This window comes from Roseospira navarrensis, assembly GCF_009601025.1.
In the GTDB taxonomy this organism is placed as follows: domain Bacteria; phylum Pseudomonadota; class Alphaproteobacteria; order Rhodospirillales; family Rhodospirillaceae; genus Rhodospira; species Rhodospira navarrensis.
Genome location: NZ_WIVE01000006.1, coordinates 52,156 through 75,163 on the forward strand (window position 1 = coordinate 52,156; position 23,008 = coordinate 75,163).

At 69.8% G+C, this 23,008-nt stretch carries 22 protein-coding genes; 16 read left to right on the forward strand and 6 right to left on the reverse strand.

Going from position 1 to position 23,008, the window contains the following annotated elements; all coding sequences use genetic code 11:
- The first annotated feature begins 29 nt into the window (after positions 1–29).
- The 3 genes from GHC57_RS03770 to GHC57_RS03780 all read left to right on the forward strand — a co-directional run bounded on the left by GHC57_RS03770 (position 30) and on the right by GHC57_RS03780 (position 2,076).
- Entirely contained in the window at positions 30–794 is a 765-nt protein-coding gene (locus GHC57_RS03770; RefSeq protein ID WP_153341322.1) for a methyltransferase domain-containing protein, read from the forward strand.
- Entirely contained in the window at positions 784–1,632 is an 849-nt protein-coding gene (locus GHC57_RS03775; protein ID WP_246152113.1) for an ABC transporter permease, read from the forward strand. Before GHC57_RS03770 ends, GHC57_RS03775 begins: the two co-directional genes overlap by 11 nt.
- Positions 1,633–1,887: 255 nt before the next feature.
- The gene (locus GHC57_RS03780) at positions 1,888–2,076 is read left to right on the forward strand and encodes a DUF2065 domain-containing protein (RefSeq protein WP_153341326.1); all 189 of its coding nucleotides are present in this window, start codon (positions 1,888–1,890) and stop codon (positions 2,074–2,076) included.
- A gap of 49 nt (positions 2,077–2,125) precedes the next feature.
- Here the strand turns inward: GHC57_RS03780 and GHC57_RS03785 are convergent, their stop codons facing one another.
- Complete coding sequence (locus tag GHC57_RS03785) at positions 2,126–3,469, reverse strand: M16 family metallopeptidase (protein ID WP_211369114.1); 1,344 nt, start codon at positions 3,467–3,469, stop codon at positions 2,126–2,128.
- Positions 3,470–3,481: 12 nt separating this feature from the next.
- Positions 3,482–4,933, reverse strand: a complete 1,452-nt coding sequence (locus GHC57_RS03790; protein ID WP_246152114.1) for a M16 family metallopeptidase — start codon at positions 4,931–4,933, stop codon at positions 3,482–3,484.
- A gap of 205 nt (positions 4,934–5,138) precedes the next feature.
- On the opposite strand from GHC57_RS03790, the gene GHC57_RS03795 reads away from it, so the two are divergent.
- Positions 5,139–5,402 carry a hypothetical protein gene (locus GHC57_RS03795; protein ID WP_153341328.1) on the forward strand — a complete coding sequence of 88 codons (264 nt, stop codon included), beginning with the start codon at positions 5,139–5,141 and terminating at the stop codon, positions 5,400–5,402.
- Between the two features lie 16 nt (positions 5,403–5,418).
- On the forward strand, positions 5,419–5,817 hold the full coding sequence (locus GHC57_RS03800) for a hypothetical protein (RefSeq protein ID WP_153341330.1): 399 nt from the start codon (positions 5,419–5,421) through the stop codon (positions 5,815–5,817).
- A 7-nt stretch (positions 5,818–5,824) separates the two neighbouring features.
- Here the strand turns inward: GHC57_RS03800 and GHC57_RS03805 are convergent, their stop codons facing one another.
- Together GHC57_RS03805 and GHC57_RS03810 are read right to left on the reverse strand one after the other, a co-directional pair.
- The gene (locus tag GHC57_RS03805) at positions 5,825–7,303 is read right to left on the reverse strand and encodes a Y-family DNA polymerase (protein WP_153341332.1); all 1,479 of its coding nucleotides are present in this window, start codon (positions 7,301–7,303) and stop codon (positions 5,825–5,827) included.
- Entirely contained in the window at positions 7,215–8,087 is an 873-nt protein-coding gene (locus GHC57_RS03810; RefSeq protein ID WP_153341334.1) for an ImuA family protein, read from the reverse strand. Before GHC57_RS03810 ends, GHC57_RS03805 begins: the two co-directional genes overlap by 89 nt.
- 277 nt (positions 8,088–8,364) lie before the next feature.
- Here GHC57_RS03810 and cysD point away from each other — a divergent pair, with 277 nt between their 5' ends.
- The 3 genes from cysD to GHC57_RS03825 all read left to right on the forward strand — a co-directional run bounded on the left by cysD (position 8,365) and on the right by GHC57_RS03825 (position 11,916).
- Complete coding sequence (gene cysD / locus GHC57_RS03815) at positions 8,365–9,258, forward strand: sulfate adenylyltransferase subunit CysD (RefSeq protein WP_246152119.1); 894 nt, start codon at positions 8,365–8,367, stop codon at positions 9,256–9,258.
- Positions 9,258–11,168 (forward strand): sulfate adenylyltransferase subunit CysN, encoded by a 1,911-nt coding sequence (gene cysN, locus GHC57_RS03820; protein ID WP_153341338.1) that lies wholly within the window; start codon positions 9,258–9,260, stop codon positions 11,166–11,168. The genes cysD and cysN overlap by 1 nt, the downstream gene beginning before the upstream one ends.
- A gap of 76 nt (positions 11,169–11,244) precedes the next feature.
- The gene (locus tag GHC57_RS03825) at positions 11,245–11,916 is read left to right on the forward strand and encodes a YceI family protein (protein WP_153341341.1); all 672 of its coding nucleotides are present in this window, start codon (positions 11,245–11,247) and stop codon (positions 11,914–11,916) included.
- Here GHC57_RS03825 and GHC57_RS03830 read toward each other — a convergent pair.
- Complete coding sequence (locus GHC57_RS03830; protein ID WP_153341343.1) at positions 11,913–12,638, reverse strand: gamma-glutamyl-gamma-aminobutyrate hydrolase family protein; 726 nt, start codon at positions 12,636–12,638, stop codon at positions 11,913–11,915. The genes GHC57_RS03825 and GHC57_RS03830 overlap by 4 nt on opposite strands.
- Positions 12,639–12,864: 226 nt before the next feature.
- Between GHC57_RS03830 and GHC57_RS03835 the strand changes: the two genes are divergently transcribed.
- The 7 genes from GHC57_RS03835 (at position 12,865) to GHC57_RS03865 (ending at position 21,146) form a co-directional block, all read left to right on the forward strand.
- Positions 12,865–14,121 (forward strand): GAF domain-containing sensor histidine kinase, encoded by a 1,257-nt coding sequence (locus tag GHC57_RS03835; RefSeq protein ID WP_170294665.1) that lies wholly within the window; start codon positions 12,865–12,867, stop codon positions 14,119–14,121.
- A gap of 95 nt (positions 14,122–14,216) precedes the next feature.
- On the forward strand, positions 14,217–15,101 hold the full coding sequence (locus GHC57_RS03840; RefSeq protein ID WP_153341347.1) for an S-methyl-5'-thioadenosine phosphorylase: 885 nt from the start codon (positions 14,217–14,219) through the stop codon (positions 15,099–15,101).
- A 33-nt stretch (positions 15,102–15,134) separates the two neighbouring features.
- Positions 15,135–16,340, forward strand: a complete 1,206-nt coding sequence (locus GHC57_RS03845) for an AAA family ATPase (RefSeq protein ID WP_153341349.1) — start codon at positions 15,135–15,137, stop codon at positions 16,338–16,340.
- The gene (locus GHC57_RS03850) at positions 16,340–16,993 is read left to right on the forward strand and encodes a DUF4276 family protein (protein WP_153341351.1); all 654 of its coding nucleotides are present in this window, start codon (positions 16,340–16,342) and stop codon (positions 16,991–16,993) included. The genes GHC57_RS03845 and GHC57_RS03850 overlap by 1 nt, the downstream gene beginning before the upstream one ends.
- Positions 16,990–18,096: an S-methyl-5-thioribose-1-phosphate isomerase gene (mtnA, locus tag GHC57_RS03855; protein WP_153341353.1), complete on the forward strand. Its 1,107-nt coding sequence runs from the start codon at positions 16,990–16,992 to the stop codon at positions 18,094–18,096. The genes GHC57_RS03850 and mtnA overlap by 4 nt, the downstream gene beginning before the upstream one ends.
- Before the next feature lie 576 nt (positions 18,097–18,672).
- Positions 18,673–20,034 carry a TrpB-like pyridoxal phosphate-dependent enzyme gene (locus tag GHC57_RS03860; RefSeq protein ID WP_153341355.1) on the forward strand — a complete coding sequence of 454 codons (1,362 nt, stop codon included), beginning with the start codon at positions 18,673–18,675 and terminating at the stop codon, positions 20,032–20,034.
- Positions 20,035–20,171: 137 nt separating this feature from the next.
- Positions 20,172–21,146: a hypothetical protein gene (locus GHC57_RS03865; protein ID WP_153341358.1), complete on the forward strand. Its 975-nt coding sequence runs from the start codon at positions 20,172–20,174 to the stop codon at positions 21,144–21,146.
- A gap of 226 nt (positions 21,147–21,372) precedes the next feature.
- Here GHC57_RS03865 and GHC57_RS03870 read toward each other — a convergent pair whose 3' ends face one another.
- A complete protein-coding gene (locus GHC57_RS03870) occupies positions 21,373–22,332 on the reverse strand; it encodes a DMT family transporter (RefSeq protein WP_211369115.1) in 960 nt (319 codons plus the stop codon).
- 216 nt (positions 22,333–22,548) lie between these two features.
- Here GHC57_RS03870 and GHC57_RS03875 point away from each other — a divergent pair, with 216 nt between their 5' ends.
- A complete protein-coding gene (locus GHC57_RS03875; RefSeq protein WP_153341360.1) occupies positions 22,549–22,974 on the forward strand; it encodes a cyclic nucleotide-binding domain-containing protein in 426 nt (141 codons plus the stop codon).
- The last annotated feature ends 34 nt before the right edge of the window (positions 22,975–23,008 follow it).

Below are 23,008 nucleotides of genomic sequence, written 5' to 3' on the forward strand. Positions count from 1 at the left end.
GGCCGGATCCACCACACGGGACCCCCATCGTGACCGACGACACGATCGACTGGGACGCCTTCTTCACCCTGCACCACGAGATGCCGCGCGAAGGCCCCGGCAGCGATGCCATGACCGAGGCCGTCGCCCGCTCCCTGCCGCCGCTGCCGGACGGCGCGATCATGGACCTGGGCTGCGGCCCGGGTCGCCAGACCCTGGTGCTGGCCCGCACCCTGCGGCACTCGGTCATCGCCATCGACACCCACCGCCCCTATCTGGAGCGGCTGGCCATGGCAGCCGACGACGCCGGGCTGTCCAGCCTGATCGAGACCCGCCAACAGTCGTTCTTCAACCTGGCCGAAGAACCGGACGGCGTCGGCCTGATCTGGGCCGAGGGCAGCATCTATATCCCCGGCTTCGTGGGCGGCCTGCGGCTGTGGCGCTCGCTGCTGGTGCCCGGCGGGCTGCTGGTGGCCAGCGACATCGCCTGGGTGGTGGACGACCCGCCGGCCGAGGCCAAGGCGTTCTGGGACGCCGACGGGGCCGGCATCGAACCCATGGAGGACAAGGTCCGCGAGGCCGCCGAGGCGGGATACGAGTTGCTGTCGGCGCACCTGCTGCCGAAGGAGGCCTGGTGGACCGAGTACTACCAGCCGCTGGCCGCGCGCAGCGCCCGCCTGCGCCCGGATGCCGGTCCGGCGCTGACCCAGGTGCTGGACGACACCGACCGGGAAATCGACATCTGGCAACGCTTCGGCGACAGCTTCGCCTATGTGTTCTTCGTGCTGCGGAAGATGGATGACGATGCCGGGTGACGTCGCGGCGCCCGCCGATCCGCGCGAGCGGCACGCGGCGCGGGCCTTCTCGACGCGCCGGGTCCAGGCGATCATGCTGCGGCACTGGTACCTGATGCGGGGGTCCGTGCCGCGCCTGCTGGAACTGGCCTACTGGCCCATCATGCAGATCATCACCTGGGGCTTCATCACCCAGTTCCTGGCCAGCGAGTCGAGCCTCATCGCCCAGGCGGCGGGCATCTTCATCGCGGCCGTGCTGCTGTGGGACGTGATGTTCCGCGGCAATCTGGGCCTGTGCCTGTCCTTCATGGAGGAGATGTGGGCCCGCAACCTGGGCCACCTGTTCGTCAGTCCGCTGCGGCCGCTGGAACTGATCGCCGCGCTGATGGCCATGAGCGTCATCCGCACCCTGATCGGCATCCTGCCGGCGACGGCGCTCGCGTACCTGTTCTATGCCTACAACATCTATGACATGGGCCTGCCGCTGCTGGCGTTCTTCATCAACATGCTGGCCATGGGCTGGGTCATCGGGCTGCTGGTCAGTTCGCTGGTGCTGCGCATCGGGCTGGGGGCGGAAAGCCTGCCGTGGATCCTGATCTTCGCCTTCTGGCCGATCAGCGGCATCTACTACCCCATGGACGTGCTGCCGGTCTGGCTTCAGGTGGTCGGCTACAGCTTCCCGCCCGCGCATGTGTTCGAGGGCATGCGCCACGTGCTGTTCGAGGGCGGCATGCACTGGGGGCATCTGGCGGCGGCGGTGGCCCTGAACGTGTTCTACCTGTTGCTCGCCGTCGGCTTCTTCCTGCGCGTGTTTCGGATTGCACGCATCAAGGGCCTGCTGTTGAATATCGGCGAGTAGCGGCTGTAACCCTGCCGAAGACCGGCGGCACGAGGTTTTGACCGTCAGGACAGGTGCCACACCACCAAAAAGAGGGGGTCATCCCGAGGGCGCGGAGCGACCGAAGGATCTCGGGCCGGGGCGTGCATCTCCCGGCCCGGAGTCACCCGTCCTCCCGAGATCCTTCGCCGCCTTCCGCGGCTCAGGATGACACGAAGGAGGCCGCGAGAGTCGGACCCTTTCACCGCTGGTATACAACTGGACCCGTGGAGCATCATGTTTGAAGATATTCTGACCGCCATCGGCCTCGTGCTGGTGATCGAGGGCCTGCTGTACGCCGTGTTCCTCGGCCCCATGCGGGCCATGATCCGCGCCGCCCTCGACATGTCCGAAAACCAGTTGCGCATCAGCGGGCTGGTGACGATGGCGGCGGGCGTGCTCGTGGTCTGGCTGGCGCGGCTGTAGGGGCGGGGACCGCCCGCCCCGGATAGCGGGACGGACGGTCCCCGGCGGATCAGTTCGACGCGGTGACACCCTCCGGCTGGCCCACCACCACGGTGGTCAGCGCCTGCGGGTCCATCAGGCGATCGGCGATGCGGCGCGCGTCCTCCAGGGTGACGGCCTCGATGTAGGTGTTGCGGTCATCCAGGTACGAGATCGGCAACCCCTCCTTCTGCATGGCCACCAGGATGCGCGCGATCGCCCCGGTCGAGGTGAATCGCAGCGGCCACGCCCCCGTCAGGTAGGTCTTGGCGTCGGCCAGTTCCGCCTCGCCCGGCCCGTTCTCGGCCATGCGCGCCCATTCCGCCCGGATCAGGTCCAGGCTCTCGCCCATGCGGGCGTTGTTGGTGGCCACGCCGCCGATCCAGACCGGCGCATGGTCATAAGGCATGAGATAGCTGTAGACGGAATAGGCCAGCCCGCGTTCCTCGCGCACCTCCTCCACCAGCCGCGACGAGAAGCCGCCGCCGCCCAGGATGTAGTTGACCACATAGGCGGTGTACCAGTCCGGGTCGGACCGGGCGATGCCGGGCTGTCCGAACATGGCGACACTCTGCGGCACGGCCTGCTCGATCACCACCGTGCGGCCGTCGGCGGCGGGCGCGGCTTCGGGCACGGCCGGCAGGTCCGAGGCTCCGGGCAGCGCGCCGAAGGCGGTGTCCAGCATGGGCCCCAGCACCTCGGCCGACACATCGCCGGACACCCCGATCGTGAGGCGATCCCGGGTCAGGTGCCGACGGGCGAAGGTCTTCAGGTCGTCCACGGTGATGGCGGCCACGCTGTCCGCCGTGCCCTCGACGGCGTGGCGATAGGGATGGTCGGGGAACATCGCCTGGAACCAGGCCCGCGAGGCGATCTCCTGCGGGTCGTTCTGGGCGTAGCGCAGGCCGGCCAGCACCTGCCCCCGGATGCGCTCGACGGCGTCCGGGTCGAAGCGCGGTTCGCTCAGGGCGACTCGCAGCAGCCCCAGGGCTTCGTCCAGGTGCTCGGTCAGGGTCTTCACCGTGCCGCCGAAGGAATCCCGCCCGGCGTCGAAGTCCAGTTCGATGGCCAGCGCCGCAAGCCGCCGCTGGAAGGTGCGGGAGTCCATGTCCCCCGCGCCCTCGTCCAGCAGGCCGCTGACCATGTAGGCGAGGCCGGCCTTGCCGTCCGGATCGAGCGCGGCCCCGCCGTCAAACGCGAACTCGATGGTGACCATGGGGTTGGCGGTGTCCTGGACCAGCCAGGCGGTCAGGCCGCCCGGGGTCTGCAGGGTCTCGACCTCGATGGCCCGGGCCTGGGGCGGGGCGACCAGCAGCACGAGCGCGACGAGGCCGGCCATCGCCCCCGCGATCCGGGTGGAGACGGGCTTGAGCATGGGAGCGCTCCTCTAGCTGGTGGACTCGGGTTTCAGGATGGCGGTGGCGCTGGAGGCCCCGACGAACACGGCGCGGGCGGCGTCCATCACGTCCTCGGCGGAGACGGCGGCGACGGCCTCGGGCCAGCCCTCGATGTCCTCCAGCGTGGCGCCCGTGGCCATGGCCGCGCCAACGATGCGGGCGGCGCCGAACATGCTGTCGCGGGCATAGACCACCGAGGCCTTCAGCCGGGTCTTGGCCCCTTCCACCTCGGCCTCGGTCACGCCCTCGTCCAGCAGGCGGACGATCTCCGCCTCGACGGCCGCGCCCACGTCGGCGGGCGTCCGCCCGGCGGCGGGGGTGGCGTACAGGCTGAACGTGCCGAAGTCCACGGCGCGGCCGCTGTAGCCGGCCCCGGCGGAGACGGCGACCTTCTGCTCCATCACCAGGCTGTCATAGAGGCGGCTGACCGGGCCGCCGCCCAGCAGTTCGGCGAGCACCTGAAGGGGCGCGTACAGCTCGGCCTGTTCGGTGTTGTGGCTGGGGGCGATGATGCGGCGCCACCAGCTCGCCTGGGCGACGCGGGGGTGGGTCATGGTCACGGTCACGTCCACCGGGGGCGGCAGGTCGCGCACCCGCGCGCGTTCCGGCGCGGCATGGTCCGCCGGCACCGTGCCGTAGGTGCGTTCGGCCAGGGGACGCAACTCATCGGCGGTGATGTCGCCGGCGACCACGACCACGGCGTTGTTGGGCGCGTAGAAGCGGTCATAGAAGTCCAGCGCGTCCTGGCGGGTCAGCGCCTCCAGTTCGTGCGCCCAGCCGATGATCGGGTTCTTGTAGGGATGCACGGACCACAGCGCCTGATCCAGGCGCTCGCCCAGCAGGGCCGACGGCTCGTTCTCGGTGCGGCTCAGGCGCTCCTCAATGACCACATCGCGCTCGGTCTGGAAGTCCTCTTCCGCGAGGCGCAGGTTGGCCATGCGGTCGGCCTCCATCTCCATCACCGTTTCCAGGCGGTCGCGGGCGATGTTCTGGTAGTAGCCGGTGAAGTCGCTGCTGGTGAACGCGTTGTCCCGGCCGCCGTTGCGCGCCACGATCTTCGAGAACTGGCCCGGGGGAATGCTGTCCGTGCCCTTGAACATCATGTGTTCCAGCACGTGGGCGAGGCCCGACTTGCCGGGCGGCTCGTCGGCCGCGCCGACCCGGTACCAGACCATGTGCGTCACCACGGGCACCCGGTGATTGGGCAGCACCACCACCTGAAGGCCGTTGTCGAGGGTGAAGCTGTCCGGCTCGAACAACTGCGCCCGCGCCTGGCCGGGCGCCAGCACCAGCAGGGCGAGCAGCGTCAGCGCCAGCAGCAGGCCGCCGCCGGTCATCCACAGGCGGGCGCGGGCCTGGGCCTGGGCCTCGGCCTCGCGGCGGGCGACCGCGATGGCGACGGCGCGGGATCGGGCGGGGGGACGCGAAACGGGACGGGACATGGACGGGCCCTCGTGTGCGGGAATGTCTGACGGGATCGGTTGGCCTTTATATGGGCGGCGGAGCGGTTCGGCTCAACGCCGGCTCACATTTCCACAACGGGCAAGCGGGCGCCGGGTTCCGGAGGGCGAAACCCTCTTGACGCCCTCCGATTTTCCTCCAAACTCTTGGGTATGACATGAAGCGATCCGTCAGGAGTGGCGCATCATGACCAAGGCACGGGTTCAGTTCGATCTCACACCGGAGCGGTTGGAAGAGCTCGACCGCCTGATGGCGGTTTGCGGGTTCGAGACCCGCAAGGAGTTGTTCAACAACGCGCTGTCGTTCTTCGAGGCGGCGGTGGACGAGGTCCAGCGGGGCAACGACATCGCCGCCGTGAACATGGACGAAAAGACGTACAGCCGGCTCGTATTGCCAGCGCTTGTGCGGGTCGCCCAGGTCGCCAAGCGCGACCACGCGGCGGCGGAATAGGGCGCGCGGCCGGACCATGGCGGAGCCGACCCGATTATTGCCCGACCTGCTGCGCGCGGTCCGGGAAACGCCGATTTCGCCGAAGGATTTCGTGGCGCTGGAAACGCACCGCGTGGCCGCCGACCATGAAACCCGGCGGCTCGCGATCCGGGCGGCCCAGACGCTCGGCCTTTCGGCCATGGGCGCGAGTGGCCTGTTCGCGGTCCTCGGCGTCGTGTTCGTCCTGCTGGCCGGTGACCAGCAACGCACCGACATCGACCTGTTCGGCTTCGGCGTCGGCACGGACAGTGTCGGCGTGGCCTGCGTGGCCCTGGGGGCCGGGACCTTTCTGTGGTCGCTCCGCGCCGTCCTGAAGGTCATGGACAGCGCCGCGCGCGCGGTCGGCGGAACCGCCCCATCCTCGCGGACCGAATAATCCCCCCTCACGGAAACACCCCCCGTTTGGTCCAACCGACGCGGTCGCGGGCGATCCAGGCGCGGGCGCCGTCCGGGTCCTCGACGCGCAGCAGGTCCACGACCTCGCCGCCCGCCGGACCCTGCCACCATTCGCCGCCGATGCGTTCGGGGATCGTTCGCCCGGCCTCCGTCGGCGGGATCACGGGGACGGGCCGGCGCAGCAGGCGCACCGGGCGCGGCGCGCGGTGCGCGGGCCAGTCCTGAGCCGCCTGCGGCGCGTCGGGCGCGACGGCGCGCTGGGCGCGCTCCGGCCGGTGGCTGCGCCAGGCCGACAGCCGCACCACGTTGTCGGCCCCGCAGCGCTCCACCAGACGGTCGATCAGGCGCGGCAGGGAGTCGCGCGCGCCGTCTGCCCCCGTCTCCGCCGCAAGAGTCGTCTGCGCCGGCGTCATCGGCTGGTGACGGGTCGCGTCCAGCCCCATCACCTCGATCCCGAAGCCGGCATCGAGCCCGTCGAGCCGCTCGCGGAACAGCCGCGCCAGATGCGCCGGATCGCGGCTGGGCCGCCCCGTGCCGATGCGCGCCCGGGTCACGGTGCCGTCCACCCGGTAGACCGTCAGGTCGAGCCGCCGCACCCCGCGCCCCGCCTGGTCCATCACCCCGCACAGCCGCGCCAGCAGATCGTCGAGCGCGGCGGCCACGTCCTCGGTGCGTCCGATGGGCTCGGCGAAGGCGATGCGGACCCGGTGCGCCACCGCCGGACGCAGCGGCGCCAGCGGCTCCGGCGCATGCCCGAGAAGCTGATCCAGGCGACGCCAGACCTCCGGCCCCAGACGGCGGGACAGCGGCGCGCGCGGCCGGCGCAACAGATCGTCGAGGGTGCGCAGGCCGAGGCGGCCCAGCGTCTCCCGCGCCGGCGGCGGCAGACGCAGCGCGGCCACCGGCAGCCCGCCCAGCAACTGGCGCTGGGCCCCGGGCGGGATCAGGGCCGCCCCCCCGTCCGGCACACCGTCCAGGAACCGGGCGGCCGCCCAGGCCGCGCCCGGGGTGTCGGCCATGCCGACCCGCACGGTCAGCCCCAGCGCCGCCAGCCGGTCCCGCACCGACTCGAGCAGGGCGGTCTCGCCCCCGAACAGATGCGCGCAGCCGGTCACATCCAGCCACAGACCGGCGCCGCCGGTGCCGCTCAGGCCCTCCACCGCAACCGTAGGCGTCCAGCGCCCGCACCAGCGCGCCAGCGCCCGGAGCGCCCGCAGATCGGCGGCGGGCTCCGACTCGGCCACGGCGAGGTCCGGCACCACCGCGCGGGCATCGGCCAGCGGCAGCCCGGGCGCGAGCCCCGCGCCGGCCGCCGCGCCGTTGACCGCGGCCAGACGACGCGCGCCGGCCACGGCCTCGGTGGTGGCGAAAGCTCGGTCAGCCTGTGCGGCACAGGAGGCATTCCGAATCCGCGTCAGACGGTCGGTCGCGAAGGTCGGCAGCCAGATCGAGATCACCCGTGTCATGGGTCCACTCCAGGGTCCAGTGGCGCGGCAGGCCGTTGCGGCAGTGTTCGAGGGCGACGGACCAGCGCGCGCGGCCGGGCTCGCCCCAGGGAGTGGGCACAGCCGGCGCCGGCGTCACCCGCCAGCGGGTGACGGCACCCGGCACGCTCTCGGCGGGCTCGCGGGCGGGGCGCAGCAGCACCGCGCCGCCGCCCCCGGCCTCCGCCGCCAGGGTGAGGCGCCGCCCGGCGGCCGGGTCGAGCCGCCCCGGGATCTGCCCCACCACCGCGCCCACATCGGGGCAGCGCAGGGCCTCCTCCATCGCCCAGGCCACATCGGCGGCCTCGGGCGCGCGGACCACGATCAGGCGGGCCGGCGTCAGCCCCAGGGCCGCGAGGCCGGGACCATAGAGACTGTCGTCGGGACTGCCCGCGCGCAGGCACCAGACCACCGGGCGCGGCCGCGCCATGCCAGAGGTGCGGGCCGGATCGGTGGTCGCCAGCCGGGCCGCCATCAGGGCGGCGAAGGCCAGCGCCGCGCCCCCCGCCCCACCCCCGGCGGCGCGCTCCAGGGGCGCCCCGTCGGCCACATGGTGCAGGCAACCCAACGCCAGCCCGCCGCCCCCGTCTCCGCCGTCCCCGTCTCCGCCGTCCCCGTCTCCGCCGTCCCCGTCTCCGCCGTCCGGCAGGGCCGCGTCCACGGCCGGCACCCCCAGCGGCCGGGTCGGACGCACAGGACGCCCGCCGCGCTCCAGCCGCCGCACGCGGGCGCGCAGGGTCTCCAGGTCGATCGCCGGTCCGCTCATGGGGGGGCCGCCTCGGGTCTGACGATGAGGGGAAGCGGGCCACCGGCGCCGCGTCATTGTGTTCCTATTTTGTTCTTTCGACGCCACCCCTGTCAAGCCCGGGGGCCCTCAACGGAGTCCGCATTTTACACTACATTTATGTCTTTTAATTATGTTTAACATTGCACAATGATCTATTTTCGAAGACGCTTGCCGCGCGCCCGAACCGAACTCATAGTCCGGCTCGACCCGCCGCCCCGCTCACCCCGCCGGAGTTCCCATGTCCAGCGCCGACCGCCTGACCCACCTGCAACGCCTGGAAGCCGAGAGCATCCACATCATCCGCGAGGTGGTCGCGGAGTTCCGCAAGCCGGTGATGCTGTATTCCATCGGCAAGGATTCGTCCGTGATGCTGCATCTGGCCCGCAAGGCCTTCGCGCCCGGGCCGCTGCCGTTCCCGCTGATGCACATCGACACCACCTGGAAATTCCGCGAGATGATCGCCTTTCGCGACCAGACGGCGCGGGATCTGGGCCTGGATCTGCTGATCCACACCAACCCGGACGGCCTGCGCGACGGGGTGGGGCCGATCACCCACGGCTCGGGCGTGCATACGGACGTGATGAAGACGCAGGCGCTCAAGCAGGCCCTGACCCGGTACGGCTTCGACGCGGCCTTCGGCGGCGCGCGGCGCGACGAGGAGGCCAGCCGCGCCAAGGAGCGCGTGTTCTCGTTCCGCACCGCGACCCACCAGTGGGACCCGCGCAACCAGCGCCCCGAGCTGTGGTCGATCTACAACGCCCGTATCCAGACCGGCGAGAGCATCCGCGCCTTCCCCCTGTCCAACTGGACCGAACTGGACGTGTGGCAGTACATCCACCAGGAGGACATCCCGGTGGTGCCGCTGTACTTCGCCAAGCCGCGCCCGGTGATCCAGCACAACGGCATGTGGGTGATGGTGGACGACGACCGGCTTCCCATCCCCGAGGGCGCCGCACCCGAGATGAAGAGCGTGCGCTTCCGCACCCTGGGCTGTTATCCGCTGACCGGCGCGGTGGCGAGCACCGCCACCACGGTCGCCGAGGTGGTCGCCGAAATGCTGAACTCGCGCACCTCCGAGCGCGCCGGCCGCGCCATCGATCACGATCAGGCCGGATCCATGGAACTCAAGAAGCGGGACGGGTACTTCTGATGGCCGACGACGGACGCACGTTCGATGCCGCCGCGACCGAGGCGGTTCTCAGCGGCAAGGCCGCCGAGCGCGACCTGCTGCGATTCCTGACCTGCGGCAGCGTGGACGACGGCAAGAGCACCCTGATCGGGCGCGTGCTGTACGACTCCAAGCTGATCTTCGAGGACCAGTTGAAGACCCTGGAACGGGACAGCAAGGCGCGCGGCAACGCCGGCGGCGCCCTGGACCTGTCGCTGCTGGTGGACGGCCTGCAGGCGGAGCGCGAACAGGGCATCACCATCGACGTGGCGTGGCGGCACTTCACCACCGACCGGCGCAAGTTCATCGTCGCCGACACGCCGGGCCACGAGCAGTACACCCGCAACATGGCCACCGGGGCGTCCAACGCGGACCTCGCCGTGCTGCTGGTGGACGCGCGCAAGGGCGTGCTGGTGCAGACCCGCCGCCATGCCACCATCGCGCGGCTGATGGGTCTGCGTCATGTGGTGGTGGCCATCAACAAGATGGACCTGGTGGGGTACGACCGGGCGACCTACGAGGCCATCCGCGACGACTTCGTGGCCTTCGCCCGCGAGATCGACCTGCCCGAGCCGGTCTGCATTCCGGTGTCGGCCCTGATGGGCGACAACGTGGTGAACCGGGGCGACGGCATGCCGTGGTACGATGGCCCGGCCCTGCTGCCCTTCCTGGAAGAGGTGGACGTGGTGCAGACCAGCACGCAGACACCGTTCCGCCTGCCGGTGCAGTGGGTCAACCGCCCCAACCTGGACTTCCGGGGCTACTGCGGCACCCTGGCGTCCGGCCGCGTGCGGCCCGGAGACCGGATCGTGGTCAACCCCTCCGGCCGCGAAACCACCGTGGCCCGTGTGGTCGATTTCAACGGCGACCGGGCCGAGGCCATCGCCGGCGAGTCGATCACCCTGACACTGGCCGACGAAGTGGACGTGGCCCGCGGCGACCTGCTCAGCCCGGCGGACGCCCGCCCGCAGGTGGCCGACCAGATGGCCGCACACATTATCTGGATGGGCGAGGACCCGATGCTGCCCGAGCGGTCGTATCTGCTGAAGATCGGCCACACGACCGTTCCGGCGCAGATCACCGAGATCAAGTACCGCCTGGACGTGAACACGCACAGCAAGCTGGCCGCCAAGCACCTGGACCTGAACGAGGTGGCGTTCTGCAACCTGTCCCTCGCCCGCCCCGTGCCGTTCGATCCGTACGAGGAGAACCGGGGCACCGGCGGCTTCATCCTGATCGACCGCACCACGCACCAGACCGTGGGCTGCGGCATGATCTCCTTCGGCCTGCGGCGGGCCAGCAACATCCACTGGCAGGCGCTGGAGGTGGACAAGGCCGCCCGCGCCCACCAGAAGCACCAGAAGCCCTGCGTGCTGTGGTTCACCGGCCTGTCCGGCGCCGGCAAGTCCACCGTCGCCAATCTGGTGGAAAAGCGCCTGATGGCCATGGGCCATCACAGCTACCTGCTGGACGGCGACAACGTCCGCCACGGCCTGAACCGGGACCTCGGCTTCACCGCCGAGGACCGGGTGGAGAACGTCCGCCGCGTGGCCGAGGTCTCCAGCCTGTTCGTGGACGCCGGGCTGATCGTGCTGGTCTCGTTCATCTCGCCGTTCCGGGCGGAACGCCGGCTGGCCCGCGAGAAGGTCGCCGCCGGCGAGTTCCTGGAGGTGTTCGTGGATGCCCCGCTGGAGGTCTGCGAACAGCGCGACGTGAAGGGGCTCTACAAGAAGGCCCGCGCGGGCGAGATCAAGAACTTCACCGGCATCGACTCCGACTACGAGCCGCCCGAAGCCCCCGAACTGCACCTGCGCACCGATCAGGCCGAACCGGATGAACTGGCCGATCAGGTGATCCAGGCCCTGCGCGCGCGCGGCCTGCTGCGGGAGTAGGCCGGGGCCCCATCTTGATTTGGTCCGGTCCCGTCGCAATGTCTCCCTGAACCGAAAAAGCACAGGGAGGCCCGCCATGACGTCTCACCCCCAGGCCCGACACCGTGACCGCGCCCGCGCCCACGCCATTCCGGCGGCGGACCCGCGTCCGCTCCAGTGGCTGGCCATCGCCGGCCTGACCCTGGCCCTGCTGGCCGGACTGGCCATCGCGCAGACGGCCCGGGCGGCCACCTGGACCCTGGACGGGGCCACCTCGTTCCTCAGCTTCGCCTCGATCAAGGCGCAGGACATCGGCGAGGTGCACAGCTTTGGTGACCTGTCCGGGTCCGTCGGCGAGGACGGCAGCGCGGAGGTGGCCATCGACCTGGCCTCGGTCAGCACCGGCATCGACCTCCGCAACGAGCGCATGCGCGAGATGCTGTTCAACGTGGCCCAGTTTCCGGTCGCGACCATCTCCGCCAATGTCCCCCTGGACAGCCTGATGGAGATGCCGGTCGGCGACTCGGCCGTGCGGGATGTAACCGCTCAACTGACGCTGGCCGGCGAGAGCAACGATCTGGCCATGCCCATGATGGTGACCCGATTGGGCGAGGGCCGCGTGATGGTCCAGCCGCTCCAGCTCCTGATGGTGCAGGCCGACGACTATGCGCTCGGCGAGGGCATCCGCAAGCTGCGCGAGGTGGCGGGCCTGGAGCACATCAGCCACGCCGTCCCGGCCACCTTCACGCTGGTGTTCACCCGCGACTAGCGGGAGGCGGCCGCCTCCAGGAAGGCCTTCACAATCGCCGTATCCGCCGGGTCGATGGCGTATTCGGGATGCCACTGCACCCCCAGGCAGAAGCGGCGGGTCGGGTCCTCGATGCCCTCGATCACCCCGTCCGTGTCGGTCCAGGCGTTGACGACGACCGGGTCCGGCACCGCCTTCACCGCCTGATGATGGGCGCTGTTGACGGCCGCCGAGGTCTGCCCGGTGATCCGGGCCAGCAGGGTGTCGGGCCGGATGGTCACGGTGTGGCCGGGCTCGGTGCGCGGGTTGGGCTGCTCATGGGCGAGCGCGCCGGGCACCTCGCCCGGGATGTGCTGGATCAGCGTGCCGCCCAGCACCACCGCGAGAAGCTGCTGACCGCCGCAGATGCCGAGCACCGGCATGTCCCGGTCGAGCGCGCCCTTCAGCACCGCCAGTTCGAAGTCCGTCCGGCCGGCCTTCAGGGTCACCGAGGCGTGCCGGGTCTCCGCCCCGAACAGCGCGGGGTCCACGTCGAATGCGCCGCCGGTGACCATCAGGCCGTCGATCATGTCCAGGTAGCGGCCCACCAGGGCGGATTCGTGCGGCAGGATCAACGGCACCCCGCCGGCCGCCGCCACCACGCCGGCGTAGTTCTGCCGCAGGGCATACCAGGGCAGTTTGGAGTAGCCGCCCGCCTCCTCGGCGTCGGCGGTGATGCCGATGATCGGCGCGCGATCGGACATGACGAAACCTCAAGGAACACGCGGGGATGCGGGCCGGCACTCTATCATCCCGGCCTTGGCCTGTCCCGCCCGACCGGGTGTTCCGGAACCGCCCGCGCGCCGGCGTATGATCGACCGGAGTACACCAAGAGTCAGGTTGATGCGGAAAGGCCGATCGACCATTCTTCCAGGAGCCCGGGCAGGCTGCCGGCTGACCACCACCGTGACGAGAAGGACTCGAGGCCGGATGAAAGAGGCCACCGCCGCCTTTCAGTGCGCCGACATCCCCTGGAACGAGTCCCAGCGGCTGCGCGCCCTGCGGCGCTACGGGTTGCTGGACGCGGACCCCGAGGTGCGGTTCGATCGCCTGACCAGCCTCACTAGCCGGCTGCTCAACACGCCCATCGCGCTGGTCTCGCTGGTCGATGCGAACCGGCAATTCTTCATGTCCCGCCAGGGACTTGAGGCGCACGAGACATCCCGGGACCTGGCCTTCTGCGCCCACGCCATTCATGGGGACGGCATCTTCGAGATCCCGGACGCGACGCAGGACCCCCGCTTCGCCGGCAATCCCCTGGTCGTGGGGCCGCCCCATATCCGCTACTACATCGGCAAGCCGCTGGTGGACCGGGAGGGCTTTCGCCTGGGCACCCTGTGCGCGATCGACCTGACCGCGCGCCCACCCCTTGACGCAGACGGCCGCGCCATCCTGACCGATCTGGCGGCCGCCGTCGTCGATCTCATCGAGATGCGGCAGACCGCGCTGGAGGCCGAGACCGAGCGTCAACGCACCCAGCGACTCATGGAGGTCAAGGAAGCCTATCTAGCCACCATGGCCCACGAGTTGCGCACGCCCCTGAATGCGGTCACGGGCTTCGGGCAGTTGCTCAAGATGACCGGGGCGGACGACTGCCTGTCGGACAAGCAGCGCGAATACCTGAACATGATCGTGGAGTCGGGCGAATACCTGACGATGCTCGTGGGTGAAACCCTGGATGCCGAGGCCCGCGAGGCCGGCCCGGGCGCCATGCGCTCGGAGCCCGTGCCCCTGGCGCCGGCGTTGGCGGGCGCCGCGCGGCTGCTCGCCCCGCTGGCCGTCAAGCGCGATGTCACGCTGTCGGTGGACGCGCCGCAGGACCTGTGCGTGTGGGGCGATCCCCTACGCCTGCGGCAGGTGCTCATCAACCTCGTCTCCAACGCGGTCAAGTACAACCGGGCCGGCGGCTCGGTCACGCTGCGCGCCGCCATGGGCGGGGAGGAGGGCGACAAGGTCACGATCCAGTGCCGGGACTCCGGCGTGGGTATCCCGGCCCGGGAAATCCCCAACCTGTTCCGCGCCTTCCACCGCGTCCCGGAAACCAGCGAGGACGTGGAAGGCACCGGCCTGGGTCTGCGCATCACCCGCCGGCTGGTGCGCATGATGGGCGGCGCCATCCAGGTCCAGAGCCGCGAGGGCGAGGGCTCCACCTTCACCGTCACCCTGGACCGCGCCGCGCCGGATTGAGCACGGCCCGGCCGCGTCCGGAAAATCCCTTGCCCGCGCGCGCGCGTTCCCTAGGATGCGCCATCATCATTGCGACCCGAGGGGAGAGTGCGGATATGGCGGACGCGGGCGGAAAACCTGTGATCGGGGTGATCGGCGGATCGGGCCTGTACGAGATCGACGGCCTGACCAACACGCGTTGGGAAACGGTGGAGAGCCCCTTCGGCCCGCCCTCGGACCAGCTTCTGTTCGGCGACCTGGACGGCCAGCCGATGGTGTTCCTGCCCCGGCACGGCCGCGGCCACCGGGTGCCGCCCTCGGGCCTGAACTTCCGCGCCAACATCGACGCCCTGAAGCGCGCCGGCGTGACCGAGATCCTGTCGGTCTCCGCCGTCGGCTCGCTGAACGCCGACCTGCCGCCGGGCATGTTCGTCATCGTGGACCAGTTCATCGACCGCACCTTCGCCCGCGAGAAGAGCTTCTTCAGCGAAGGGCTGGTGGCGCATGTCTCCATGGCGCACCCCACCTGCGGCCGCCTGGGCGATGCCGTGGAAGAGGCCTGCCGCGAGCTGGAGATCCCGCACCAGCGCGGCGGCACCTATCTGGTGATGGAGGGGCCGCAGTTCTCCACCCGCGCCGAAAGCGAACTGTATCGGGCCTGGGGCTGCGACGTCATCGGCATGACCAACATGCCGGAGGCCAAATTGGCCCGCGAGGCGGAGATGTGCTACTGCACCGTGGCGATGGTCACGGACTACGACTGCTGGCATCCGGACCACGACCACGTCACCGTGGACGCCATCATCAAGGTGCTGATGGACAACGCGGACAAGGGCCGGTCGCTGGTCAAGGCGGTGGCGCCGCGCCTGTCGGACCGCGCGGCGGCCTGCGAGAAGGGATGCCACGAGGCCCTGACGACCGCCCTCATCACGCACCCGGACGCCCGCGATCCGTCGCTGGTCGCCAAGCTGGACGCCGTGGCCGGGCGGATGCTGGGGTAGGCGGCCAGCACATTTTTTTCAGGGAGACGCGCCATGCCCAGGCCCGGCGTCGCCGCCGAAGGTCCCCGCATCACGTATCTTAAGGTCCGCAACTATCGGGCCCTTAGAGACGTGGAGTTGAAGGACCTGTCCCGGCTGACGGTATTCGTCGGGCCGAACGGCAGCGGCAAGTCCACCCTGTTCGATGTCTTCGCCTTTCTCTCGGAGTGCTTCAACGAAGGGCTGCGGCGGGCCTGGGATCGCCGGGGCCGCTTCAAGGAACTGCGCAGTCGTGGCGCCGAAGGACCCATTGAAATCGCGCTGAAATTCAAGATCCCGGGTGTGCCGCTCATTACCTATGGGCTGACCATTGACGAACAGAACGGCCAGCCGATCGTCACCGACGAACGCCTCTCCTGGACCCGGGGCTCCAGAGGACGCCCTTTCGATTTCCTCTCCTACAGCGCTGGCAAGGGCTTCGCCATCAAGGCCGACCAGCCCGATCCCGATGCCGAGCGGGAACATGAAACCCTGGCCGCCCCGGACATGCTGGCCGTCAACACCCTGGGTCAATTCGAACGACACCCCCGTGTAAAGGCCCTCAGAGAATTCATCACCGGATGGCACCTCTCTTACCTCTCGGCGACTGACACCCGGGGCACGCCGGAAGCGGGCCCGCACGAGCACCTGTCCCGGTCCGGCGACAATCTTGCGAACGTCATCCAGTACCTGCGCGAGCGCCATCCACAGACACTTGCGTCCATCCTGGCAAGACTGACACGTCGCGTGCCACGCCTCGAAAAGGTGTCGGCCGACATCCTCGCCGATGGCCGGCTTCTGCTGCAGATCAAGGATGCGCCCTTCAGCACGCCAATTCTCGCCCGGTACGCATCGGACGGAACGCTCAAGCTGCTGTCCTATCTGGTTCTGATGAACGATCCGGACCCGTTCCCGCTGATCGGGATCGAGGAACCGGAGAACTATCTCCATCCGATGCTGTTGCATGAACTGGCCGAGGAGTGCCAGACGGCCAGCGCCCACAGCCAATTGATGGTGACAACCCATTCGCCGCAGTTCTTGAATGCGCTGAGCCCGAAACAGGCCTGGGTCCTGTGGCGGGACCAGGATGGGTATGCCAAGGCAACCCGAACCGATCAGATCGAGGGCATTCCGGAGATGATGGAGGCGGGTGGCCAACTGGGCGCCCTGTGGATGGAAGGCTATTTCGGCATGGGAGACCCGGCCGGGGGCCCCGGCTGATGCAGCGTCAGATCCACGTCCTCCTGGAAGAACCGTCCGCGAAAGCGACCCTTGAGCACGTCCTTCCCCGGCTGCTGCCGCCGGACATTCACCATCGATGCATCACGTTCCAGGGGAAACCGGACCTCCTGCAGCAGCTTCCAAATCGACTGCGCGGTTACCGCAAGCGTCTGGACCATGAGCGTTTGCGCGTCGTCGTCCTGATTGATCGTGACACGCAAGATTGTCTGGTCCTGAAGCGCCGGTTGGAAGCCATGGCCCGGGAGGCGGGATTGACCACCCGATCGAGTCGTGGACCCGATGGAGAGTACGTCGTTCTGAACCGCATCGCGGTAGAGGAACTGGAGGCCTGGTTCCTGGGTGACGAAACCGCCTTGCGCGCCGCCTACCCGCGCCTCAAGAAGGGCGTCACGCGTGCCCAATCGATCCGGTGTCCGGACGACGTGAAGGGGGGGACTGCCGAGGCGCTGCACAGGGTTTTCAAAAGAGCGGGCTACTTCAAGGACAGCCACATGCCGAAGACGGATGTCGCCCGCAAAGTCGGGGAACATCTGTCCGTGACCCCGAACGACAATCGATCCCCCAGCTTTCAGGTCTTTCTTGCCGGACTGACAGACCTTGTCCAACGCTTCTCGGAGGAACCGCCACCATGAAGGTCAACGGCACCCCCACCCGCACCATCTGGCTGGCCGAGGACGGCCACACGGTGGAGATCATCGACCAGACCCGCCTGCCGCATCACTATGAGATCGCGCGGCTGGCCTCGCTCGACGACGCCTGCCGGGCGATCAAGGACATGCTGGTGCGCGGCGCGCCCCTGATCGGCGCCACGGCGGCGCACGGGCTGGCGCTGGCCATGCGTCAGGATGCCTCGGACGACGGGCTGGCGACGGCCTACGACCGTCTGTTCGCCACCCGCCCCACGGCGGTCAACCTGCGCTGGGCGCTGGACGACATGCGCCAGCGCCTGGCCCCGCTGCCGGCGGACCAGCGCGCGGGAGCGGCGCTCGACCGCGCCCGGGTCATCTGCGACGAGGACGTGGCCCTGAACGAGGCCATCGGCAATCACGGCCTGACCGTCTTCCGCACCCTGTGGGAGCGCAAGGGCAAGCCGGACCGCTTCAACGTTCTGACCCACTGCAACGCCGGCTGGCTGGCGACGGTGGACTGGGGCACGGCGCTGGCCCCCATCTACAAGGCGCACGACGCCGGCATCCCGGTCCATGTGTGGGTGGACGAGACCCGGCCGCGCAACCAGGGCGCCAGCCTGACCGCGTGGGAGCTGAACCAGCACGGCGTGCCCCACACCGTGATCGTGGACAACGCCGGCGGCCACTTCATGCAGCACGGCATGGTGGATGTCTGCATCGTCGGCACCGACCGCACCACGGCGACGGGTGACGTCTGCAACAAGATCGGCACCTACCTGAAGGCGCTGGCGGCGAAGGACAACGGCGTGCCGTTCTATGTCGCCCTGCCCAGCCCGACCATCGACTGGACGGTCAAGGACGGCGTCGCCGAGATCCCCATCGAGGACCGGGGGCCGGGCGAGGTCTGCCGCCTGTGGGGACGGCTCGACTCGGGCGACACCGGCTGGGTCACCGTTACCCCGGAGGGCAGCCCGGCCGCCAACCCGGCGTTCGACGTCACCCCGGCCCGGCTGGTCACGGGCCTCATCACTGAGCGGGGCGTCTGTTCGGCCAGTGCCGAGGGTCTCGCCGGCCTGTTCCCGGATCGGTCGGCGGCGGCGGAATAGGCCCCGGGCTTCCGGGGTCCGTCAGCAGCAGGTCTCATTTTGGCCGCGCTGCCTCCGATGGGTCCTGCTGGGAGGTCCAGGCGCGAACCGAACTCCCTCCCCTGGATAGGGGAGGGCTGGGGTGGGGTTGAAACAAAGCCCGTGGGGTTGAAAAAGGGCTCGTGGGGTTGATGCGGCAAGTGGGGTCCGCGCGAAAATGAACGCGCCCCCCTCCCAACCTCCCCCCGAAGGGGGGAGGCGAACAGGCCGGCACCAGCCGCAACCTTTGCCCTCCCTCCCTCCTGAGAATTGCTGGTCCGTCAGAGCAATCGGGTGAAAGGGCGTGTGGCCGGGACGCGGCCGTGTCGGGCGGATTCGACCCCGCCCATTTCCCGACAGGGAAACGCGGCGGGGCAATCCGCCGCAAGGCAGCGATATGGCGGGTTGCGCCTTCGGCGCGAACCCGCCCTACGAGGGCGCGCTCCCGTGAAACTGGCAGTCGGTCCCGCGCGGTCCGGTCTTTGATTCCCGCGCGCCGGAGGGGTAGAAGGAACGCGCCGAACGGCGCGTTCCAACCCGGAGGGGACCCCGAGATCCATGACCGAAAGCACGAAATACCTGCTGTCCGAAGACCGGATGCCCAAGGCGTGGTACAACCTCGCCGCCGACCTGCCCGGCCCGGTGCCGCCGCCGGTGCACCCGGGCACGGGCCAGCCGATGGGCCCGGAGGACCTGGCCCCGCTGTTTCCCATGGGTGTCCTGGAGCAGGAAGCCAGCACCGAACGCTGGATCGACATCCCCGAGCCCGTGCGCGACGTCTACCGGCTGTGGCGGCCGTCGCCGCTGGTGCGCGCCCGCCGTCTTGAGGCCGCGCTCGATACCCCCGCGAAGATCTTCTTCAAGTACGAGGGCGTCAGCCCCGCCGGCAGCCACAAGCCGAACTCCGCCGTCGCCCAGGCGTTCTACAACAAGCAGGAAGGGGTGAAGCGGCTGGTCACCGAGACCGGCGCCGGCCAGTGGGGCAGCTCGCTCGCCTTCGCGGGCAACCTGTTCGGCCTGACGGTCGAGGTCTACATGGTGCGGATCTCGTTCAATCAGAAGCCGTACCGCCGCGCCCTGATGGAGACCTACGGCGCCACCTGCATCCCCAGCCCCTCGCCCAACACGGCGGCCGGCCGGGCCATCCTGGAGACGAACCCCGACTCCAACGGCTCGCTGGGCATCGCCATTTCCGAGGCCGTCGAACTGGCCGCCAGCCGCGACGACACCAAGTACGCCCTGGGTAGCGTGCTCAACCACGTCTGCCTGCACCAGACCGTCATCGGCGAGGAAGCCATGCTCCAGATGGAGATAGCCGACGCCGACCCGGACATCGTGATCGGCTGCGTGGGCGGCGGCTCCAACTTCGCTGGGCTGGCCTTCCCCTACATGCGCGAGAAGATGAACGGCAAGGCGGTGCGCTGCATCGGCGTCGAGCCCACCTCGTGCCCCACCCTGACCAAGGGGCCGATGGCCTATGACTTCGGCGACACGGGCAAGCTCACCCCGCTGATGAAGATGCACACCCTGGGGTCCAACTTCATGCCGCCCGGCACGCACGCCGGCGGGCTGCGCTACCACGGCATGGCGCCCATGGTCAGCCAGGCCATGGAGCACGGGTTGATGGAAGCGCGCGCCTACCAGCAGACGGAATGCTTCGCCGCCGCCGTGCAGTTCGCGCGCGAGGAAGGCATCGTGCCCGCGCCCGAATCCTCGCACGCCATCAAGGCCGTGATCGACGAGGCGTTGCGCTGCAAGGCCGAGGGCAAGGCCGAGACCATCCTGTTCAACCTGTCCGGCCACGGCCATTTCGACATGCAGGCCTATATGGACTACTTCGCGGGCAAGATGACGGACACGCCGTTCGACGACGCCGCGCTCCAGGCCTCGCTGGAGACCCTGCCCAAGGTGGCGGTGTAGGGGAGCAAGGTGGCGCCCGCGACCCGGAGTCTGCGGGCGCCTTCCCCGAACCGTCATCCATTCGTCATGGCGCTGTCGCCGAGCGGGCCTAAAGTGGAGGTCGTCCCCCATGCCTCCACCAGCCCCATGAGGTCGCCATGCGTCGTGCCGCCGTTTCCTCGCTCGCTCTCGTCCTCGGCCTGACCGCCGCCGCCCTGCCCGCGCGGGCCGAAGCGCCGTTCGTCTCCGATCAGGCGTTCAGCTTCGTCGCGCTGGGCGACATGCCCTACGGCGACGCCGCCCAGGGCGCCTACGTGCGCCTGATCGACGCCGTCAACACGCTGGATCCCGCCTTCACCATCCACGTGGGCGACATCAAGGGCGGTGGCTCGGCGTGCTCCGACGCCCGCTTCCAGACCGAATACGACAACTTCATGCGCTACACCGGCGCTGTCGTGTACACCCCGGGCGACAACGAGTGGACCGACTGCCACCGCAAGGCCGCCGGCGGCTATGACCCGCTGGAGCGCCTCGCCGCCGTGCGCAGCCTGTATTTCGCCGAGGCCACCAGCCTGGGTCAGGCCCCCATCGACCTCACCCGGCAGGCCGATGTCTCCGATCATGACGAGATGGTGGAAAACGCCCTGTGGAGCCACGGCGGCGTGACCTTCGCCACGGTCCACGTGGTCGGCTCCAACAACAACTTCGAGATCCGCGACCCGGCCGCCGTCGCCGAGTTCTTCGCCCGCGACGCCGCCAACCAGGACTGGTTCGCCCGCGTCTTCGAGACCGCCAGGGCCGAGGACAGCGCCGCCGTGGTGCTCGCCATGCAGGCCGACATGTTTGGCGGCAAGGTGAACCGGCAGAGCGGCTTCGGCCCGACCCTGAAGACCCTGCAGGCCGAGATGGAGGCGTTCGCCAAGCCGGTGCTGCTGGTCTACGGCGACTCGCATGAGCTGGAGCTGGACCAGCCGTTCATGACCCGCGAGGGCGCGCGCATGGACACGGCCTATGCGTTGCAGGTGCCGGGCGCGGGCGACGTCCACGGCGTGCGTGTGACCGTGGACACCAGCATGCCCGGGGTGTTCGGGTTCATGCCGGTGATCGTGCCGGAGAACCTGCGGGTGAAGTGATACCGGCCGACGGAAAGGTTCATCCTTTTCGTCGGCCGGCCGGCCCGACTGGGCCGGCGCCGCGAAGCGGCGGAGCCGCGCGCCCCAAAGGGGCGCTGCGGCGATAAAAACAAAGACTCATTCTGACATGTCGTCGCAGCGACCTTTTTTCGAAAGAGTCATCCTCATCGTCGAGCGGTAAAAAAGCTGACCGGCCCGCGCACCACCGCGCGGGCCACCCCGTCTCCTACCGCCCCCGCCGCAGCGCCAGCAGGGCCACGGCCGCCAGCAGCAGACCGCCCCCCACGGCCCCCAACGGTCCCAGACGCTCGCCGAAGATCGCCCAGGCCAGCAGGGTGGCGCTCAGGGGCTCCAGCAGCACGACCACCGCCGAGCCGGTGGCGCTGGCCCGCCTCATGCCCCACAGGAACACGACATAGGCCAGCGCGGTCGGCACCACGCCCATGTAGAGCACCACGCCCCAGGCGGCGGGCGTTTCGGGCAGGATCGTGCCGCCGCCAGCCACGGCCACACCCGTCGCCACCGTGGCCAGCACGACCGCCCCGGCCCCGAACCCCAGGGCCACCAGTCGGGCCGGATGATGGCGCGGCGCCAGATGCCGGCTGGCGAGCGTGAACAGGGCGTAGCTGAGGCCCGACCCGCCGGCCATGGCGAGCCCCACCGCGACGGTGCCGCCGCCCGCCGGCAGCGGTCCGGGAAACCCGACCAGCAGGGCCGCGCCGACCACCGCCACGGCGACCGCGATCCAGGTGGTCCGACTCAACTGCTCCTTCAGCACGAGCCGGGCGAGCAGGGCCACCAGCACCGGCGCCGAGCACAGCGCCAGCAGCGTGGCCAGCGCCACGCCCACCCGGGCGACGGCGCCGAAGTAGAGGCCCTGATAGGCCGCCTGGGCCAGCCCCAGCAGCAGCAGGGCGCGCAGGTCCCGCCGGTCCAGCGGGGTGCCGGGCAGGCGCAGCGCCAGCAGCCCGACCAGCGGCGCGGCCAGCGCCAGACGCCACGCGCCGACGGTGAGCGGGTCGAGGGCGGACAGGTCGAACAGGACCCGGGACGCAATGCCGACGGTGCTCCACAACAGCGCGGCCAGGGCCACCAGCCCCAGGCCGGACGGCATCAGGGCGCGGCGGGACGTCAGGTCGAGTCGCGCCCCGCGCCCCGCGCGCCTGTTTTCTTGATGGTCCGACATGGGACGCATCCTTTCGTATCCGGTCGGCGGCCAGGGGAGGGCCGACCGCACACCAAAGCCCCCGGCCCGCGCCCGCTGTCAACGACCCGGACCATGGCCGCCGGTCCCGGGCGGGCCGCGAAAGTGTGGTCAGCCGGCCCGGAAGTCTCTAGACTGGTCGCGAGGGTTGAGGGGCCGGGGGGCCTATCCACGCTCTGAGAACAAGGGCGCTGCCGGATGAACAACGCCGACCCGATCACGGATCCAGCGGACGCGCTGACCGGCCAGGACATCGCACTGGCCGCCGGTGAGACGCTGTTCCGCGAAGGCGACATCGGCGACCGGGCCTATGTGGTGCGAAGCGGCCGGCTGGAAATCCTCCGCCATGTCTCCGGCCGCGACGTGGTCGTGGCGATCGAGGGCCCGGGCACCATCCTGGGCGAGATGGCCCTGATCGACGCCCAGCCGCGTAGCGCCACCGTCCGCGCCCTGGACGACGCCCGGCTGTCCGTGGTGCCCAAGCCGGCGTTCGAGTTTCACCTGGCGCGCACCGATCCGGTCATCCGGATGCTGCTGGAGCGCTTCACGGCCATCATCCGCACCACCACGGCGGAAAATGCCAAGCTGACCCTGGCGGCGGACCGGCACGCTCCGGAAAGTTGAGTCCATGGGTCGGCGCGCAATCCAAAATCGGTAC